Raw genomic sequence first — 15,496 nt, forward strand, 5'->3', positions numbered from 1 at the left:
GGGGGCCGGGGCGGGGGCGAGGGGGGGGGGGAGGCCGCAACCCCGGGGGGGGCCGTGGGAGGGGCCGAGGTTGGTGTGGCCTGGGGGGGCAATGGCGATGGCCTGGGCGGGGTCTGCCTTGGGCCCGATGGCGCCTTTGGCGCAATGCAGGCGGGGGCGATCTTTGTCGATCACACAACGGTTTCGGCCAAGGTCACGGCCGAGCTGTACTCGATCGCCAAGGAGCAGGGCGTGGCCTTTGTCGATGCGCCGGTATCGGGCGGTCAGGCGGGCGCAGAGAACGGTCAGCTTGTGGTGATGTGCGGCGGAGATGCAGAGCCTTACGCGCAGGCAGAGCCGCTGATCGGTGCCTTTGCCAAGAAATGCGTGCGGTTGGGGGCAAGTGGTGCCGGGCAACTCACCAAGATGGTTAACCAGATCTGCATCGCCGGTCTGGTGCAGGGTCTGTCCGAGGGGCTGCATTTTGCCCAGAAGGCGGGTCTGGATGGCCGCGCGGTGGTCGATGTGATCGGCGGCGGGGCCGCGGGCAGTTGGCAGATGGTCAACCGGTACGAGACGATGCTCGACGATGAGTTCGAGCATGGCTTTGCGGTGGATTGGATGCGCAAGGATCTGGGCATCTGCCTCGATACCGCAGATGAGATCGGCGCGAGCCTGCCGGTCACTGCGCTGGTCGATCAGTTCTACAAGGATGTGCAGAAGATGGGCGGCGGACGCTGGGATACGTCCAGCCTTTTCAAACGGTTAAAGGATACCGGATAAAGGACTGATTTAAAAGACTTTTGAAAGGCGTCAGAAAAAATCCAGAAAAAATTCGGGAACCAAAAATGCGATGGGTCCGTTGTCTAGCCGTGACAGAGACGAACATCTCTGCAAGAAAACGAAAGGACACGTTACACCATGAAACTGACCCTGACGACCGCAATCGCCGCCGCATTGATGGCAACCGGTGCCATGGCATCCGACACCGCGCCGACCGACACCTCTTCTGAAACCGAGGTTCTCGTCGATGTGCGTGACGCCGGTGCATTGACAGCCGTCGAAGTGGCAACCCTGAACGAGGCGGGCTATCTCATTGACGAGAACGAAGCCTATCTGGTGGACGCAAAGGGCGACTGGATCAAGGTCGATCTGAGCAAGCGCTATGCCGGTGCCGACCCGACCGCAGCTCAGGGCATTGACGACGAAGGCCTGATCATGGCGTCGCGTGGCGCCGACAATGCCAGCGCCGAAGAGGTGTTTAACGTCGACAGTGCCGGTTTCGTGAGCGATGCCGACGGGTTCTTTATCGTGGGCATCGACGGTCTGCCGATCCGTGCCGAGCTGAGCGAGCGCTCTGCCGGGTCCGATGACACCGCGACCATGGGGGTCGACGACGAGGGCGATATCACCGCATCGCGTGGTACCGATAACGAGACGGCTGCCGAAGCGGCGACCGACTGACCGCAAGATCAATGTTACGCAGAACGCCGGGCCGCGCAGCCCGGCGTTCTTGCATAAAGGCGACCACCCGCGAGGCGGCCCGCACCAACAACAGTCCGGCGATCCGGCTTTCTCCACCGCCTCAATCTGCCTGGGCAGGAGAGACAAAGGGTGCGCTAATCGAGGGTCTGCAACGCCAGAACGATGGTGGAGATATCGTCGTCGGCATGCCCCATCTCTGCGGCATGACGCATCAAGGCCCGGGCCTGATCGGTCATTGGCAGGGCGGCATGCCCCTCGGCCACCGCTGCCACCGTATCGAGGTCTTTCAGCATCATCACGACGGTGCCCAGAGGGTCTTGAAAGCTTTTGCTGGCCATACGCGGCGCGAGCAACTGAAAGGGTTTGGAATCGGCAAACCCACCGGCCAGCGCGTCGGTCAGTCTTGTGGCATCGACCCCAGATCTCTGAGCGAAATTCACCGCCTCGGCGGTCAGCGCCATGATCCCGCCAGACAGGATCTGGTTGACCAACTTGGTCATCTGGCCCGCACCGGCCGGTCCCATATGGGTGATGCGTTGCGCCAATGGCTCTATCAGCGGAGCGGCGGTCGCGAAATCTCTCTTGGTGCCTCCGGCCATGACGGTCAGCGTGCCCGCCGTTGCCGCGGGTGTGCCGCCAGACACCGGCGCATCGACCCAGCCCATCCCGTTGGCCGCGCGCAGACGGGCGCCGAACGTCTTGGTCAGCTCTGGATCCATCGACGAGAAATCGATCAGAATGCCGGGGCCCTGCACGGTGGCGATACCGGTCTCTCCGAACACCACGGCCTCGACCGCGGCGGCGTTGGTCAGACAGCACATGATCACATCGCATTGCTCGGCCAGATCGGCCGGCGTGGTGGCCTGGCTGGCCCCCGCCGCGATCGCCGGAACGGCCTTTTCGGCGGAGCGGTTCCACACGCTGACCGGAAAGCCCGCGGAAACGAGGTTGAGGGCCATGGGCAGGCCCATCAACCCGGTGCCCACAAAGCCGATGCGGGGTTTAGTCATTCTGAGGCTCCTCAAATGGCCAATCGGCATTGCCGGAATGGGTGGTGGCACCGACATAGGCGCTTTGCACCGCATTGGCGTATTTTTCCATGGCACCGGCCAGCTTGCGTGGCGGCACGGCCGCAAGCGCGGCGCGGCGTTTGGCGAGGGTGTCGTCATCCACCCTCAGGTCAATGGCGCGCACGCCCTCGGTCGTGTCGATGCGGATGGTATCGCCGGTCTCGACCAGGGCCAGCGGGCCGCCCGCGCCCGCCTCGGGCGAGAGATATCCGATGCACATGCCGCGTGTGGCCCCGGAAAAGCGGCCATCGGTGACCAGCGCCACCTTTTCGCCCATGCCCTGACCATAGATCACCGCCGTGGGGCCCAGCATCTCGCGCATGCCGGGGCCGCCCTTGGGCCCTTCGTTGCGGATGATCAGCACATCGCCCTCCGCATAGCCGCGCTGGCGGATGACGGCCATGGCCTCCTCCTCGCTGTCAAAGACACGGGCAGGGCCCTCATGGATCCGCTTCTTGAGGCCCGCCACCTTGATGAACGCCCCTTCGGGCGCGAGGTTGCCCTTGATCACGATCACGCCACCTGAGCTGTCGATGGCGTCCGAGACCGGGCGGATAACCGCGCCATCGGGGTCGGGGGCTGATGCCGTGGCCTCGGCCAGCGTCTCACCGGTCAGGGTGGGGGTATGCCCGTGCATATGGCCCGACCGGATCAGCTCCTTTATGATTATGGGCACACCGCCCAGGCGATGCACATCCAATGCGTAATACTGTCCGCTAGGCCGCAGATTGCCGATCAGCGGCGTGCGTTCGAACACCGCGCCCACATCGTCCATGGTAAAGGCGATGCCCGCCTCATTCGCGATCGCACAGATATGCATGCCTGCATTGGTCGAACCGCCGGTCGCGGCGACGATGGCGCAGGCATTCTCCAGGCTCTCGCGGGTCACCAGATCGCGCGGCAGCGGGCCGCCCCGTTCCAGGATCTGCATCACCAGATGACCTGCCTTGCGTCCCAGCGCGGTGCGTTCGGAATAGACTGCGGGGATCAGCGCCGAGCCGAGAGGGGCGATGCCCAGCACCTCCGACACCATGCCCATCGTATTGGCGGTGAACTGCCCCGGGCAGGCGCCCACCGTGGGCATCGCGGCACGCTCCATTTCATCCAGCTCGGCCTGGCTCAGATCGCCCGTCATCACCGCCCCGGCCCCTTCATAGGTGTCCAGAATCGAGATCGTCTTGCCCTTGTATTGCCCCGGCAGGGTCGAGCCGCCAAAGACAAAGACCGACGGCGCGTTCATGCGCACCATGCCCATGATCATCGCGGGCAGGTTCTTGTCACACCCGCCGTATCCGATGATCCCGTCATAGGCATGCCCACGCATCACCAGCTCGACCGAATCCGCGATCAATTCGCGCGACATCAGCGAGGCTTTCATGCCCTGATGGTTCATGCTCAGCCCGTCCGAGACGGAGATGGTCGTGCTTTCGCGCGGCGTGCCGCCCGCCTCCTGCACGCCTTTATAGGCATGCTCGGCCTGATCGCGCAGGCCCATGTTGCAGGGCGATGTCTCGGACTGGGTGGATATCACGCAGATCATCGGGCGCGCGATCGCGTCATCATCCAATCCCTGACCGCGCATGAAGGCGCGGTGCGGCACACGGTCCAGCCCGTCGGTGGTGATGCGCGAGCGGAGTTTTTTCTGGGTTGGCATGGCGGGCTCCTATAGGGCGGTGGATTTCCGGGGATGGCTTTGCCAATGTGCATCTGAATTGGAAATCGGAGTGGATGTATGGAACAGGATTGGGCGGACGGCGCGGTGGCCGCGCGGGCAAAGGTGCGGGCGTTCGATTTGCCTGCCGTGGATGATGTGGCCAAGGCATACGGCTGGCAGGACGCCTATGTGGCGGGCGTGCCCGGAGCCGTCGGAGGGTTCAAACTGGCCGTGAACGGCGCGCCGCAGATGGCGCATTTTGGTGTGAGCGAGCCGGTTTGCGCGCGCATCTTCGCCGATGAGATCTATCAAAGCGGTGTGGCGTTGCCGCTGGCCGCGTTCGGGTCGGTGAGCGTTGAGCCCGAGCTTTGTGCGATTCTGACCGACGGTGCGGCGGATCTGAGCGGCCCGGTGGATCGGGCCGGAGCGCTGGCGCTGATCGACAGGTTTCACGCGGCCATCGAACTGATCGACCAGCGCGGCGTGGCGATGCCCACGCTCAAGCTGCCGCAGGCGGTGGCGCTGAATGTGTTCAACGCGGGCATCGTTTTGGGGGAGGTATCGGTGGCCCCTGATGCGCTCGATCTGCCGAACATGCATGTGGCGCTGGAACTGGATGGCGCGACGGTGGCCGAGACCACGGGCACGCCGCCGCAGGATCCGGTCGAGGCGGTGATGTGGCTGATCAACAATCTGCACACGCGCGGGGTTGAGATCACGCCGGGCATGGCGGTGATGTGCGGCACGCATCTTCCGATCCGGCTCTTGGAAGATGACGTGCGGGAGGTGCGCATGACCATGTCGGGTTTGGGCGCGGTTGAGTTCACACTCACGGGGTAAACCGGTCGAGCCAACGACAAAGGGTCGCCCAGGACCGCGGGCACTGGGCTGAAAGCCCCCGCCGTTTTGCCGGAGGCAAAGCTCCGGTTTGACGCGGGCGGTCGGGGGCTGCCCAGTGGCGCCGCCGGGCGAGGCATTTGTTTGGCGGAGCACCCTAAACCACAAAACTCGGTAACCATAGCGACAGCGCCGGGATCGCCACGATCAGCGCCAGACGCACCAGATCGGCGCACCAAAAGGGGGTCACGCCCTTGAAGATCGTGCTGGTCTTTACATCCGGCAGCACCCCTCGGAGCACGAAAACGTTCAGCCCCACCGGCGGCGTGATCAGGCTGATCTCGGTCACCACCACGACGACAATGCCGAACCAGATCGGGTCATATCCCAGATCGCGCACCAGCGGAAAGAAGATCGGCACCGTCAACAGGATCATCGACAGGCTCTCGAACACACAGCCCAGCACCACATAGATCGCCAGGATTGCCAGGATCACCAGCCAGGGCGTATCGGCAAACTGCTGGGCAAACCCCAAAAGCGCCTGCGGGAAGTCGGTGTAGTTGATGAAGTTCGCGAATAGCAGCGCGCCGATCAGCACGGTAAACAGCATTGCCGTGGTCTCGACGCTTTCCACCAGAACCTCCCACAGCACCTGCCAACTGAGCGCGCCGCGAAACAGCGCGAAAAGAAACGCGCCGAACGCGCCGATGCCCGCGGCCTCGGTCGGGGAGAAAACCCCGCCATAGATCCCGCCCATCACAATGCCGAAAAGCACGAGGACCCCCCAGACATTGCGCAGCGCATAAAGGCGCTGAGACCAATCCTGACGCTCGCCCGCGGGACCGGCTTCGGGCTTGCGCCAGGTGACATAGCGCACGGCGGCCAGATAGAGCAGGACGCCCAGCAGGCCGGGGATCAGACCGGCGGCAAAGAGCTTGCCGATGCTTTGCTGGGTCAGGATACCGTAGATCACCAGAATGACCGAAGGCGGGATCAGGATGCCCAGCGTGCCGCCCGCCGCGATGGACCCTGTGGCCAGCGTATCGGAATAGTTGAACCGCCGCATCGAGGGCATCGCGACCTTGGACATGGTTGCCGCCGTGGCCAGGGACGAGCCGCAAATAGCCGAGAATCCGCCGCATGCCACCACGGTGGCCATGGCGAGCCCGCCCTTGCGGTGCCCCAGAAACGCGTTGGAGGCGTTGTAAAGCTCGGATGCGAGCCGCGCGCGGGCCACGAAATTGCCCATCAGCACGAAGAGCGGTACCACCGACAGCTCGTAATTGATGGCCGCGTCGAAGGCCGTCTGGCCGACGTTATAGAACGCGGCGACCGGGTTGATCACCCAGGCCATGCCCATAAATCCAACGATGATCATCACCATCGCGATGGGAATGCGCATAAAGGCCAGGATCAGAAGGGCTGCCAGGCCAATCAGGGCTTCGGTCATGTCAGGATATTCCGCGTTTCTTTGCGCCAGTGGCATAGGTCCAGGCGTTGACGAGCGCGGCCACAGCCGCAATTGCACAAAGCACGGTCATGCCCGCGCCAAAAGGCCAGACCAGCAACAAAAGTTCGTCCGTGATGGTCTCCCAGTTGCGGTCCTCGACTGTTTTGACCCCCAGCCGCCAGGTCACCAATGCCAGCGCAGCGGCGCTGAACAGATTGACCGCAACACCCTGAACGCGGGCCAGACCCCGGGGCACGAAAGCATCCAGCAAATCGACCGTGACATGGGTTTCGCGCAGCATGCTCAGCGGCAACGCGCAAAAGATGATGGCGGGCATCATCAGGGAGATCATCTCATAGGCCGCCGGAAGCGGGGCCAGAAAAACATAGCGGCCCATCACGTCGACAAAGGTCAACAACATCATCGCAAAGAGGACAAGACAGGCGATCCCGGCCAGGACGGTGCTGGCCGGGGTCAGGCCACGGATATATACCGTGGCCGTATGTGTGGGCGAAGGCTCCATCGGGGATTACATCGCGGCCGCTTTGTCGGCCTCGGTCTTGAAGAAGTCGATGACCTCCTGACCGTCCAGACCGAACTCCTTGGCCGCCTCGATGTAGTCGGAGATGAACTGATCGTTAAGCTCCGACAGCGCCGATTTCAGCTCGTCGGAGGCCTCGACAATGGTGTTGCCTGCCGCCGTCGCGGTCTCGAATCCCCAGGCGTTGATGGTGTCCCAGCCTTGCCCCGCCAGCCGCGCATAGGCCTCGCCCGAATGCTTGTCGACAATGGCCTTGAGATCCTCGGGCAGATTGTCATAGGCGCGCTTGTTCATCACCAGGTAATGCGAGGAGTTGTACCAGCCGCCGGGCATCGTAGTGGAATAGGGCACCAGTTCGGTGATCTTGAAGCTGGGCAGGCTCTCGAAAACAAACAGGATCCCGTCCGCGATCCCAGCTGAGAGGATCTCGAAGGATTTCGGCGCGGGCTGGCGGATCGACACACCGCCCCAGGCCTCGACAATGGCCAGAGGGATGGGACCGCCCGTGCGGAACTTCTGACCCTCGAAATCGGACGGTGCGGTCATGTTCACGGACGAATGATGCACCTGTCCGGGCCCATGCAGGTTCACGCCGATCACATGAACGCCTTTGTAAAGGTCCATATCCGCAAAGAATTTGTCATGGGTGCGCTGGAAGGCAACAGAGGTCGCCTCTGCACTGTCGCCCAGAAACGGGAATTCGCCAAAGATATAGGGCGTGAACTGGTTACGCGAATAGCCATGCACCGCAAAGGCCACATCGGCCTGGCCGGTGCGTACGGCATCCAGATGCGCAGGCGGAGAGGCCACCGGTTTGGGCAGGCGCCGGAAGGTGATGCGGCCCTCGCTGTCGGCCTCGATCGCCTCCATCCATGGAATGTAGATGTTTTCGTTCACCGGATGCGACCAGGGCAGCCAGGACGAATAGGTCAGCTCAACCTCGGCCCAGGCGGCCGAAGCGGTCATTGCGGCGGCGGTAACCCCTGCCGCTATCGGGGTAATCAGTTTGTGAAACATGCTGTGTCTCCCTGTTGACGATCTGTTGGTTGGTCTTTTTCTTGTGATGGTGGCACATAAAGGCCGGTCGGCAAACTCTTGTTTTACTTTGCATCCTTGGGTTGTGAAAGCCGGATCATAGCTGAAGCGTTCCAACGCTGGCGCCGCCACAGACATAAAGCGTCTGGCCGGTCACAAAGCCGTTCTCGGGGTCGCAAAAATAGAGAAACGCATTCGAGATATCGCGCACCTCTCCCAGCCGTCCGACCGGGATCCGTTCAGCCAGAGCCGCTTCGGCGTCGCTGTCTTTTTCGATGATGCTCCAGAAATTGTCGGTGCGCACGGGTCCGGGGGCCACCACGTTGACGGTGATGCCATGAGGCGCCAGTTCCAGCGCCCAGGTGCGCGCCATGCCGATGATCCCGGCCTTGGTCGCGGAATAGGCGGTGCGGGTGGGGACACCAAGGGCGGCGCGCGATCCGTTAAAGAGCACGCGTCCGAACTGACGTTCCTTCATCGCGGGCAGGACCGCCTGAAGCAGGGTCAGCGGCGCGCCCAGGTGGATCTGGGTCAGACCCGCCAGATCCTGCGGCGTGGCCTCCTCCAGCAGATTGGGCCAGATCACCCCGGCGTTATGGACAAGGTGAGTGACCTGGTGTTGCTCGGCGATCTCGGCGGCGGCCCGGGCCGTGGCCTCAGGATCAAGAAGGTCGGCCAGAACGTTGATAACGCGCGGATTATCCGATGGATTGCGGGCTACGTTGATCACGCTATAGCCGCGCGCCAAAAGGCAGTCGGCCAGATCGCCGCCGATGCCTTTGTTGGCTCCGGTGATTACGGCGGTCAGCCTCATGTCTCCACCATCGCCAGCACGCGCAAGGGGCTGCCGGTCCCGTTTTTGATCTTGAGCGGGGCTGCCATCAGGATCGCACCCGTGGGCGGTAATTCAGAAAGGTTTGCAAGGCATTGCAGCCCGTATTTGCCAGCGCCGTGCAGGATGTAATGCGCAGGGTATGGCGGCGACAGATGCATGCCCTGGCCCGCATCGGTGCCCACCGTTTCGGTACCGAACCCGGTGATATCGCGCTGCTCGACCAGAAAGCGGATCGCCTCGGCCGCAGGACCGGGGGAATGCGGCCCTTCCTCGTGCATGTTGAGATAGGCCGCGCCCGAGCGTTTGGACCAATCGGTGCGCATCAAAACCCAGGCGCCGGGCGGGATTTGCCCGTGGGTGGCCTCCCACTCTGCGATATGGCCGGGGTTGAGCAGGAAATCGGCATCCGCCTCCGCCTGATCCGAACAGTCGATCACGCAGACCGATCCCACGAACCGCTCGGGCGGGATTTCATCGACCGACCCCAGTGGCACGTCCCGCCCCGAGATCCAGTGCGATGGTGCGTCGAAATGGGTGCCGGTATGTTCGGACATCGAGATATTGTGCCATTTCCACGCAGGACCGCGATGGTCATAGGCGCTGACCTCCTCCATGCGGAACCGGGCGCATTGGCCGAACTCGGGCGGCAGAACGATGACCGGAAAATCGGGGTCCAGCGTATGGGTCAGGTCCACCACCCGGATGGTGCCTGCGGCCAGACCCGTGGCAAGCTTTTGCAAGGCGGTCATGGCTGGTCTCCCGCCATGGTGCGCTCGCACTCCAACACTTTGGGATCGCGGCGAAATCTCTCGTGCATGTCGCGGGCCACATCGCCGCAGCAGACATCCTCCAGCCCCCGTTGCAGCCCGTCCACGATGGCGCGGGCAAGCGCCGCAGGGCCGACCTTGGGCGGCGGCAGTGGCTGATACCAGGCGTCATCGGTGGGCCCGGTCAGCACGTTCATCACCCGCAGGCCCGCGCCGCGAAATTCGGCCCTCAGCGACTGCGACAGCGCCAGGGCTGCGGCGTTCGAGGCCCCGAAACAGCCATAGTCCGGCGCGTTCGACAGCGCATCGGCGCTGAGAATATTGACCCAGGCCACGGCGGAATTGACACCGTCTGCGGTGCGCGCGCACATCGCGGGGCCAAAGGCCTGGGCCAGACGCATGAGGCCAAGGTAATTCACCTCGATCTCGTCTCTGGCAAATGCGGTATCGCCGCGGGCCAGCACACCGCCCGGCCGCAAAAACCGCGCGGTGTTGATCAGGATATCGGTCTTGCCGCCATATTCCGCCGCCAGCCGCTGGACCGAGCCTGTGTCGGTCACATCGAGCGGTTGCAGATCGACGCCCATCTCCGCCAGCGCCGCGCGACCGGGGGAGGGGCGCCAGGTCTCAGGCTCGCCGACATAGATTTCGACAGCCCCGGCCGCCTTGAGCGCCTTGATCAGAGCGGGCACCGCGGGGTGGCGCGCATCGGTGATCAGCACCCGGCGGTGTTTGGGATCCGATGTCATCTGCCGCAGTTGCGGGTCGTCTTCCATCCGGGGCATCCTTTCCTGAGGCACCGCAAGCAATACCGCCTGACCAGCCCGGTCGAGTAAGTTCCACAGCCGCACCGGCCCGCGCGGCGCGCAATCGCCATGCACATGGCAGATCACAACCGGACCTGCGTCAAGCCTGACCAGCCCGGTGCGCCAGGGCGCGCGTTCGCGGAAATAGAGATTGGGCGAGGTGCGCACTGTCGTTTCCGCCAAGAGCGCACCGTCGGGCGATACATCGCGCCAGGGCAGATCGGGGCTCAGACAGCTTCGGCAGGCATCGCGGGGCGGGTATTGCACCGTCTGGCAGTCGGCACAGACCTGAAGGGCAAAGCGCCCCTCGGCGGCGGCGGCACTCAGGCCAAGCGTGGCGCGGCTGCGCCTTTCGGGCGGGCGCGTCGGCGAGACGGTGCGCGTTTGCGGGTTCTTTTTTGGGGGCGGTTGGAGCGCATCGGTCATGGAGCGGCCCCCTCAAGGATCGCGGCGCTGGAACACAGGCCCCGGTCGTAGTTGATCATCCCAAAGCCCGAAACCAACGCCTTGGCCGCGTCTGCCACCTGGGTCGGCCCCGCCTGACCTGTGACCTGCCGGATGGCTTCGACCAGCCCGATGAACCCGCCCGCAGCCCCGGCCTGTCCGGCCGAAAGCTGGCCGCCATTGGTGTTATGGGGGAAATCGCCGGTCACGGTCAGATCCTTGTCGCGCAGGAAATCGGGGGCGGCCCCTTTGTCGCAAAACCCCAGATCCTCGATCTGCATCATCGAGATCACGGGATAGTCGTCATAGGTCTGCACCAGATCCATATCTTGGGGCGCGCATTTGGCCGTGGCGTAGAGCTCATCCACATCCACCGCCCAGCCACCGCGCAGCTGAACGGGGTCGTCGGCAAAGGCGTTATGCCGCTCGATGGTGCCCGCGATGCGCGCAAAGGGCAGGTTGCGGCGGATGGCCTCGTCCTCGGTCATCACCATAAACGCCTCTGCGCCAGCCACCGGCATCACACAATCGAACAGCGCGATGGGATCGGCAATCGGCCGCGCGGCAAGGTAGTCGTCCAGTGTCAGCGGTTTTTTCATGATCGCCGCCGGATAGCGCAGCGCATTGGCGCGCTGCGCCACGCAGATCCGCCCGAAATCGGCACGTGTCGCGCCAAACTCATGCATGTAACGGTCTGTCAACAAGGCGAAATTGGCGTTCGGCCCGCCATAGCCGTACGGATAGGAGGCATCCATCGCAAAGCGCGAAAACGACGACAAGAGCTGGCGGAAACTGTCGATCTGGTTGGTGTCGCCCGCCACGCAAGCCACGATATCGGCATCGCCCGCCTGTACCGCGCGCGCCGCCCGGCGCAGCGCCACCACGCCCGAGGCGCCCCCCATCGGGATATGATCGAGCCAGCGCGGACAGAGGCCCAGATGCTGCGTCAGCCCCACGGCGGTGTCGGGAAAGAGCGTGAAGCTTGCCACCGAGAACCCGTCGAGATCCTTCAACGGCAGATCGGCCCGCTTGAGCACCTCGCGCAGGGCGCGTGCGATCCACCAATGGGCGGTCTCGATGGAATAGCGCTCATAAGGTACCGACACCGGGGCGGTCAGCACGACACCGTCATAGCTCTGCCTGGGGCGCCCCATTACGCCACCTGCCGTTTCTTGAGATGGGTCAGATCCACCGCCCGGCCTTGGGCCAGCAGATCGGCGGCCATTTCTTTCAGCGTGGCGCGCTGGATCTTTTGCGTGGGCGTCAGCGGCAGCGCGTCGACAAAGGCGATGTAGCCGGGGACCTTGTAATAGGCCATCCGTTCCAGCGCCCAGAGCGCGATGGCCTGGGCGGTCTCCGTGGAAGGGTCGGCGGCGGTGATGCAGGCGAACACCTCATCCCCGCGGATCGCATCGGGGACAGGCGCGACGCCCGCGGCGGTGATACCGGGATGGTTCATCAACACCGATTCGACCTCGACGGCGGCGATGTTTTCGCCCGATCGGCGGATCACGTTCTTCTTGCGGTCGACAAAGAACATCCGGCCCTCGTCGTCGCGCCGCACGATATCGCCGGTGTGAAACCAGCCGTTCGCCCAGGCCGCGTCGGTGGCCTCTGGGTCCTTATAATACTCGGTGAAAAAGCCCAGGCGCGGATCCGGCCCGGCGCGGCGCACCAAAAGCTCGCCCGGTACATTCGGCGCGGCGGCGTGCCCGTCATCGGTCACGATCCGCAGCTCCATCTCCGGCCCCGCAACTCCAAGGCAGGATTGGCCGATCAGCCGGTCGGGCGCATTGTTGGTGATCGCGGTGGCGAGCCCCGTTTCGGTCATCGCCCAGCCTTCGCAAAGCGGAAAGCCAAAGCGCGCCTCAAAAGGGCCGTGCAGTTTGGGATCCACGCCCGCGCCGAACCCAAAGCGCACCGCATGCGCACGATCTTCGGGCGCGCTCTCCGTCTTCATCAGGATCGAGGGCATCACCCCCAGGTAATGCAGGCAGGTGGCGCGCGCGGCGGACACATCCGCCCACCATGTCTTGGGGTGGAACCGGTCGAGCACGGTCAGACATCCGCCCACCGCAAGCATGCCCATGAAGGATGCCGCCATCGCGTTCATATGAAAGACGGGCAGGGGGGTGATCATCCGCTCGCCCTTTTCGGTCAGCGCGGCGATGCCGCCCAGATCGCGATACCACTCGCCCGCCATCAGGAAATAGGTGTTCGACAGCACACAGCCCTTGGGCTTGCCGGTGGTGCCCGAGGTATAAAGCACCGCCGCCTCGCGCGCGGCCCCCTCCAGCTGGTCGGCCACGACCGAGCCGGGGCGCGGGGCGGGCGGCATGTCGGCCTCGCCGATCACCGGCAGGTCGAGCCCGGCCGCACGGGCGGCCTCAACCAGCTCATCGCGCCGCGCGGCGATCGAGATCACCAGCGCAGGTTCGGAATGACCGATCAGGTATTCCAGCTCCGAGGCGCGCAGATCGGGGTTGATCGGCACCACCGAAAGGCCCAGCCGGTTCAGCGCCAGCCAGATCAGAAAGAACGCAGGCCGGTTCTCCAGCAAGAGCGCCACGCGCATGCCCGGGGCATAGCCCGCCTCGGCCAGACTCTCGGCAAGCCAGGCGACCTTGGCTTCGGCCTGCCCATAGGTGATCTCGCCCGCGTCGATGCCATAGACATCCGCCGTGCCGGGCAGCACGTTCAGCATCGCCCGCGCGGGCCAGCGGCGGGCCGCGGAGAGGAACGCGTCGTGGATCGAGGGGAGGTCGGTCAGGGTCATGGCAAAAGCTGGATATTGCCGAAGGCCGCATCGCAATTGAGCAGATCGACCCGTTTGTTGGCGATGCGCAGCGCGCCGTCGACCAGTGTCAGTTCATGCCGCGCGGTCAGGGCCAGCAATTGCTGCTCATCGAGCCGCGTCTCCACGTAATGCATCGAGGTGTGGGTGATATAGCGGTTCGCGTCGGGGTCATACTCATCGACGAAAGGCCGCTGGATCACATGGTTGCAGCGGCTTTTGGGTTTCTGGCTGAAGGTGCGCTCGGCGCTCAGCCGTTCGACGCGCAGGCGCAGCATGAAATTGTCCTCATAGAGGTATGAGCTGGCGCTGTGGGGATCCTTTTGCTGCCATTCCAGCGGCATCCAGTAATGCCCCTCGGGCATCCAGAGCGCCAGCCAGTCTTCGAACCGGCCATCATCCAGCATCCGCGCCTCGGCATAGATGAAATCGATCAGATCGTCGCGGGTGGGCGTGCTCATTCCGCGGCCTCCGCCGGGCCGGGCGTATCCTGCATGAACTTGGCCCAGGCATCGAACTGATTGCGCATCTGGCGTTCGGTGGTGCCGTTATCGACCGCCTCAACGCTGAAATCCTCACCCTCCTCGTAAAGCCGGTGCAGATCGACCCATTCCAGCCCGTCCGACATCAGCCCCTCCTGGGCGCGCTCATACATCTCAAGATCGTCATGGCCCACGATGGAGGTTGGCGCGTTGATCATCCGGTTATAAAGATGCGAGCGGGTGGTCAGCTCGTCAGGCGCACCGACAGGGCGGTAGACATAGGATTCCACCAGCGTCTTGTTTGCGCCCAGCGGGATAAAGTTGCGCAACTGGCCCAGAGGCGCCTTGACCATGATGTTGGGGAAATAGACCGTGTTGTGGCGGTTTTCATCGAGGATCGCCTTGGCACGCGCCTCGCCGTAAGCGTCTTTCATCGCGTCGAAATAGCCCGGGATCGCTTCGTAGTCGGCATGGATGGAGCCTTTGACACCGGTATGGCCATGTCCGTTGGGCCAGGTGCGGATGCCGATATTCTCAAAGAAGTCATAGGACGACATGAACGGCGCGATGATCTGCATCGCGGGCGGGCGCGGTTCGGGATTGCCCATCTCTACCCAGAGCTTGACAGCGGTGCCAGCGCTGGATTCATGGGCAACCATCGGGTGGCAGGTGTCGGTCTGGTTCTCGACCAGCATCTTCCAGTTGCATTGATGCATATACCGCAAGGGCGGGCCTGCGACCTCCATCCGGCCTGCGGGCGCGCGGTCGATCATATTGTCGAGCGACGAGAGGCTGTCGCCAAAGAACTCTTCGAACGAGATGCCTGTTTCCGCGAGCCGCGCAAAGACAAAGCCACGGTGATTATGCACGGCACCGACCGCTTTCATGCCCTGGCCGTTCTCGGTTTCGCTCAGCCCGGTGCCTTCGTACCCTTTCTTCAGCGGGATCGCCAACAGGCAGCCATTGGTCTTGAACGACCACGCATGATAGGGGCAGCGAAAGAATTTGCCGGTATTGCCCTGCCGGTCAATCGCGATCTTGGTGCCCTTGTGGGGACAGCGGTTGTAAAGAACGTAGATCTCATTGTCGGAATGGCGCACTTGGATGACCGGCTGATCGCCCACCTGCGTGGTAAAGTAATCGCCCTTGTTCGGGGTCTGGCTGTCATGGCCCACAAACACCCAGGCGTTGCGAAACACATGGCGCATCTCCAGCCGGTAGACCTCGTCGCTGACATAGACGTCGCGATGCACCTGATGTCCCCGCACCAGGGCGCGGGCGGTCTCGGCGGTATAGCTCGGCATGGGCTGGCTCCTC

At 63.6% G+C, this 15,496-nt stretch carries 15 protein-coding genes; 3 read left to right on the plus strand and 12 right to left on the minus strand.

Annotation, left to right across the window (positions count from 1 at the left end; translation table 11 throughout):
* Positions 1-762: NAD(P)-dependent oxidoreductase (locus HEP69_RS14530; RefSeq protein ID WP_290559267.1), on the plus strand; the 762-nt coding region annotated here is incomplete at its 5' end.
* A 138-nt stretch (positions 763-900) separates the two neighbouring features.
* On the plus strand, positions 901-1,443 hold the full coding sequence (locus tag HEP69_RS14535) for a hypothetical protein (protein ID WP_290559268.1): 543 nt from the start codon (positions 901-903) through the stop codon (positions 1,441-1,443).
* Positions 1,444-1,598: 155 nt separating this feature from the next.
* Here the strand turns inward: HEP69_RS14535 and HEP69_RS14540 are convergent, their stop codons facing one another.
* Positions 1,599-2,474, minus strand: a complete 876-nt coding sequence (locus tag HEP69_RS14540; RefSeq protein WP_290559269.1) for an NAD(P)-dependent oxidoreductase — start codon at positions 2,472-2,474, stop codon at positions 1,599-1,601.
* On the minus strand, positions 2,467-4,188 hold the full coding sequence (locus tag HEP69_RS14545; protein WP_290559270.1) for a dihydroxy-acid dehydratase: 1,722 nt from the start codon (positions 4,186-4,188) through the stop codon (positions 2,467-2,469). Before HEP69_RS14545 ends, HEP69_RS14540 begins: the two co-directional genes overlap by 8 nt.
* Positions 4,189-4,266: 78 nt before the next feature.
* Between HEP69_RS14545 and HEP69_RS14550 the strand changes: the two genes are divergently transcribed.
* Positions 4,267-5,028: a hypothetical protein gene (locus HEP69_RS14550; protein ID WP_290559271.1), complete on the plus strand. Its 762-nt coding sequence runs from the start codon at positions 4,267-4,269 to the stop codon at positions 5,026-5,028.
* 154 nt (positions 5,029-5,182) lie between these two features.
* Here the strand turns inward: HEP69_RS14550 and HEP69_RS14555 are convergent, their stop codons facing one another.
* The 10 genes from HEP69_RS14555 to HEP69_RS14600 form a co-directional block, all read right to left on the minus strand.
* On the minus strand, positions 5,183-6,475 hold the full coding sequence (locus tag HEP69_RS14555; protein ID WP_290559272.1) for a TRAP transporter large permease: 1,293 nt from the start codon (positions 6,473-6,475) through the stop codon (positions 5,183-5,185).
* Position 6,476: 1 nt separating this feature from the next.
* Positions 6,477-6,998, minus strand: a complete 522-nt coding sequence (locus HEP69_RS14560) for a TRAP transporter small permease (RefSeq protein ID WP_290559273.1) — start codon at positions 6,996-6,998, stop codon at positions 6,477-6,479.
* Positions 6,999-7,004: 6 nt separating this feature from the next.
* Entirely contained in the window at positions 7,005-8,033 is a 1,029-nt protein-coding gene (locus HEP69_RS14565) for a TRAP transporter substrate-binding protein (RefSeq protein ID WP_290559274.1), read from the minus strand.
* A 115-nt stretch (positions 8,034-8,148) separates the two neighbouring features.
* Positions 8,149-8,865 carry an SDR family oxidoreductase gene (locus HEP69_RS14570; protein WP_290559275.1) on the minus strand — a complete coding sequence of 239 codons (717 nt, stop codon included), beginning with the start codon at positions 8,863-8,865 and terminating at the stop codon, positions 8,149-8,151.
* Positions 8,862-9,635, minus strand: coding sequence for a cyclase family protein (locus HEP69_RS14575; RefSeq protein WP_290559276.1), 774 nt, complete (start codon positions 9,633-9,635; stop codon positions 8,862-8,864). Before HEP69_RS14575 ends, HEP69_RS14570 begins: the two co-directional genes overlap by 4 nt.
* Positions 9,632-10,885 (minus strand): SDR family oxidoreductase, encoded by a 1,254-nt coding sequence (locus tag HEP69_RS14580; RefSeq protein ID WP_290559277.1) that lies wholly within the window; start codon positions 10,883-10,885, stop codon positions 9,632-9,634. Before HEP69_RS14580 ends, HEP69_RS14575 begins: the two co-directional genes overlap by 4 nt.
* Positions 10,882-12,057: a thiolase family protein gene (locus HEP69_RS14585; protein WP_290559278.1), complete on the minus strand. Its 1,176-nt coding sequence runs from the start codon at positions 12,055-12,057 to the stop codon at positions 10,882-10,884. The genes HEP69_RS14580 and HEP69_RS14585 overlap by 4 nt, the downstream gene beginning before the upstream one ends.
* Positions 12,057-13,679, minus strand: coding sequence for an AMP-binding protein (locus HEP69_RS14590; protein ID WP_290559279.1), 1,623 nt, complete (start codon positions 13,677-13,679; stop codon positions 12,057-12,059). Before HEP69_RS14590 ends, HEP69_RS14585 begins: the two co-directional genes overlap by 1 nt.
* On the minus strand, positions 13,676-14,158 hold the full coding sequence (locus HEP69_RS14595) for an aromatic-ring-hydroxylating dioxygenase subunit beta (RefSeq protein ID WP_290559280.1): 483 nt from the start codon (positions 14,156-14,158) through the stop codon (positions 13,676-13,678). The genes HEP69_RS14590 and HEP69_RS14595 overlap by 4 nt, the downstream gene beginning before the upstream one ends.
* Entirely contained in the window at positions 14,155-15,483 is a 1,329-nt protein-coding gene (locus HEP69_RS14600; protein ID WP_290559281.1) for an aromatic ring-hydroxylating dioxygenase subunit alpha, read from the minus strand. Before HEP69_RS14600 ends, HEP69_RS14595 begins: the two co-directional genes overlap by 4 nt.
* Between the last annotated feature and the right edge of the window lie 13 nt (positions 15,484-15,496).

The organism is Aestuariivita sp. (genome assembly GCF_021404545.1).
GTDB lineage: Bacteria > Pseudomonadota > Alphaproteobacteria > Rhodobacterales > Rhodobacteraceae > Aestuariivita.

Bases quoted from the DNA above. Each gene is read 5' to 3' on its own strand.
- HEP69_RS14595 (WP_290559280.1), bottom strand. From the start codon at position 14,158: ATGAGCACGCCCACCCGCGACGATCTGATCGATTTCATCTATGCCGAG.
- HEP69_RS14545 (WP_290559270.1), bottom strand. From the start codon at position 4,188: ATGCCAACCCAGAAAAAACTCCGCTCGCGCATCACCACCGACGGGCTG.
- HEP69_RS14560 (WP_290559273.1), bottom strand. From the start codon at position 6,998: ATGGAGCCTTCGCCCACACATACGGCCACGGTATATATCCGTGGCCTG.
- HEP69_RS14585 (WP_290559278.1), bottom strand. From the start codon at position 12,057: ATGGGGCGCCCCAGGCAGAGCTATGACGGTGTCGTGCTGACCGCCCCG.
- HEP69_RS14570 (WP_290559275.1), bottom strand. From the start codon at position 8,865: ATGAGGCTGACCGCCGTAATCACCGGAGCCAACAAAGGCATCGGCGGC.
- HEP69_RS14600 (WP_290559281.1), bottom strand. From the start codon at position 15,483: ATGCCGAGCTATACCGCCGAGACCGCCCGCGCCCTGGTGCGGGGACAT.
- HEP69_RS14540 (WP_290559269.1), bottom strand. From the start codon at position 2,474: ATGACTAAACCCCGCATCGGCTTTGTGGGCACCGGGTTGATGGGCCTG.
- HEP69_RS14555 (WP_290559272.1), bottom strand. From the start codon at position 6,475: ATGACCGAAGCCCTGATTGGCCTGGCAGCCCTTCTGATCCTGGCCTTT.
- HEP69_RS14565 (WP_290559274.1), bottom strand. From the start codon at position 8,033: ATGTTTCACAAACTGATTACCCCGATAGCGGCAGGGGTTACCGCCGCC.
- HEP69_RS14535 (WP_290559268.1), top strand. From the start codon at position 901: ATGAAACTGACCCTGACGACCGCAATCGCCGCCGCATTGATGGCAACC.
- HEP69_RS14575 (WP_290559276.1), bottom strand. From the start codon at position 9,635: ATGACCGCCTTGCAAAAGCTTGCCACGGGTCTGGCCGCAGGCACCATC.
- HEP69_RS14550 (WP_290559271.1), top strand. From the start codon at position 4,267: ATGGAACAGGATTGGGCGGACGGCGCGGTGGCCGCGCGGGCAAAGGTG.
- HEP69_RS14580 (WP_290559277.1), bottom strand. From the start codon at position 10,885: ATGACCGATGCGCTCCAACCGCCCCCAAAAAAGAACCCGCAAACGCGC.
- HEP69_RS14590 (WP_290559279.1), bottom strand. From the start codon at position 13,679: ATGACCCTGACCGACCTCCCCTCGATCCACGACGCGTTCCTCTCCGCG.